This window comes from Rheinheimera baltica DSM 14885, assembly GCF_000425345.1.
Classification (GTDB): domain Bacteria; phylum Pseudomonadota; class Gammaproteobacteria; order Enterobacterales; family Alteromonadaceae; genus Alishewanella; species Alishewanella baltica.
The window spans coordinates 1-1,549 of sequence record NZ_AUDG01000124.1; the positions used below are offsets into that span (position 1 = coordinate 1).

Consider the following 1,549-nt stretch of genomic DNA (forward strand, 5'->3'; position numbering starts at 1 on the left):
CTACCAAAAGCATGCAAAGTTCGTAACAAATAATAAACAGAATAGCCGGAGCGGAAATGCTGTGTTCTGAGCAGGTTTTTCTACAGGCTCGTTAGCTTTTTAGGGAGTACAGAAGTAATGGATAGTTTTTCGTTTCTAAATGCACAATTTCTTGTGTTCGTTGTAATTGTTGCACTGCTTGTCATACAAATGTTTGCGCTCAAAAAAGGATATTTTGTAAAGGTAGAATACTCAAAGCCACGTAAACTTTTCTGGGCAGTTTTTATTTCATCCATTTTAGCCGTAAATAGTATTATCTTTGGCAATATGTATTTCTTGCTATTAGCTGTGGTTCTTGGTGTATATCTATATTTTTTCAAACAATATTATGCATTTAAACGCAATCAAAGCTAACAATCCGCGTCATTCGGGGCCTGCGGCCCCTGCGACGTTCACAAGTACGCGCGCATGCGCGGGGCGTTAGCATGGGGGAAGTATTGAGCTATTTTCAAAATTTCTTGAGCAAACTAAAAGGTGGCTCAATACATATTCTCGCATGTCTTTTAGTTGTGCTTTTGGCAGGTCCGGAAATAGTACTGGCTTTGGAGTTGAGCGCATTAATGGAAGTAATGGGAGCGTCAACATTTCTATTAATGCACTGGTATGCGTTTTTGGCATACATAGAGCCAGCGGTTAAGAAGTTTAAAGAATTTGAAGGTGTGCAATTTTTTGTCCCGAGGTTAGATGATATTACCTCTTACCCTGCTTTGCTTATTCATGCTGTTCCGGGGCGTAGTATCGCCTTATTGTTTTTGCTTTCACTGTATTTAATTATCGGGGTGGGTGTTTACAGTGTTGTCATATAAAAATGCTAACAATACGCATCACTCGCGGCCTGCGGCCGCTGGGACGCCAACCCTCTGCGCGGCTCGTCGCCCGTGTGCTTTGCGTTATGCCGGTTGAACGATTACCGTTAGTCTCAGGAACAACAACAGTGAAACAGGGAAAGCAAATGTCAATATTTCTTAAATTTCGGCTAGTGATTTTAGCTTGCCTAAGCCTTGGTCTTTCTGCATGTATTACGTGGCCCGGATATCGTCATACAATAGATCAAGAAAACTTCTATTTACATATCACGGCCTCTTCACGTGCTATAAACGAAGAAATTCGTTTTAACGCTGAAGAAACCGAACTATTATTTTTACCCGAAAGTGCTCAGATCGAGTTAGTTGTTACAGATAATATCGGAAAACATCAACTCACGATAAAAGAACATCAAGGTTCGATTGTTTATCACTACAGGTTAAATGGGCGTAAAACGACATTTGGAGCCAAAGAAAGAGAGTGGTTCGCATCACAAGTCCCTTTAATCATTGAAAAATCTAAATATCGAGATGGTCCGAGTCAGGCATAACAAACGCCAGCAAAAAGCGCTGGCTGCGACGCCGACTCGCAACAAGTTGCTCGCGAGTGCTGCGAGCGTTAGTGCGTCAAGCAAAGCTTGATGCATCTTGCAGGGTGTAAGTCCCTGTCGGGTAAGGTGTAACTGACCACCCGTATCGAGTGTTGC

Annotated in this window: 2 protein-coding genes; both read left to right on the forward strand. The window is 42.3% G+C overall.

The genetic code is table 11. The features are described from left to right. Positions 1-464 precede the first annotated feature (464 nt). The gene (locus H595_RS0119630; protein WP_027672660.1) at positions 465-845 is read left to right on the forward strand and encodes a hypothetical protein; all 381 of its coding nucleotides are present in this window, start codon (positions 465-467) and stop codon (positions 843-845) included. Between the two features lie 146 nt (positions 846-991). Beyond that, positions 992-1,393, forward strand: a complete 402-nt coding sequence (locus H595_RS0119635; RefSeq protein WP_084153672.1) for a hypothetical protein — start codon at positions 992-994, stop codon at positions 1,391-1,393. Positions 1,394-1,549 lie beyond the last annotated feature (156 nt).

Bases quoted from the DNA above. Each gene is read 5' to 3' on its own strand.
- H595_RS0119630 (WP_027672660.1), top strand. From the start codon at position 465: ATGGGGGAAGTATTGAGCTATTTTCAAAATTTCTTGAGCAAACTAAAA.
- H595_RS0119635 (WP_084153672.1), top strand. From the start codon at position 992: ATGTCAATATTTCTTAAATTTCGGCTAGTGATTTTAGCTTGCCTAAGC.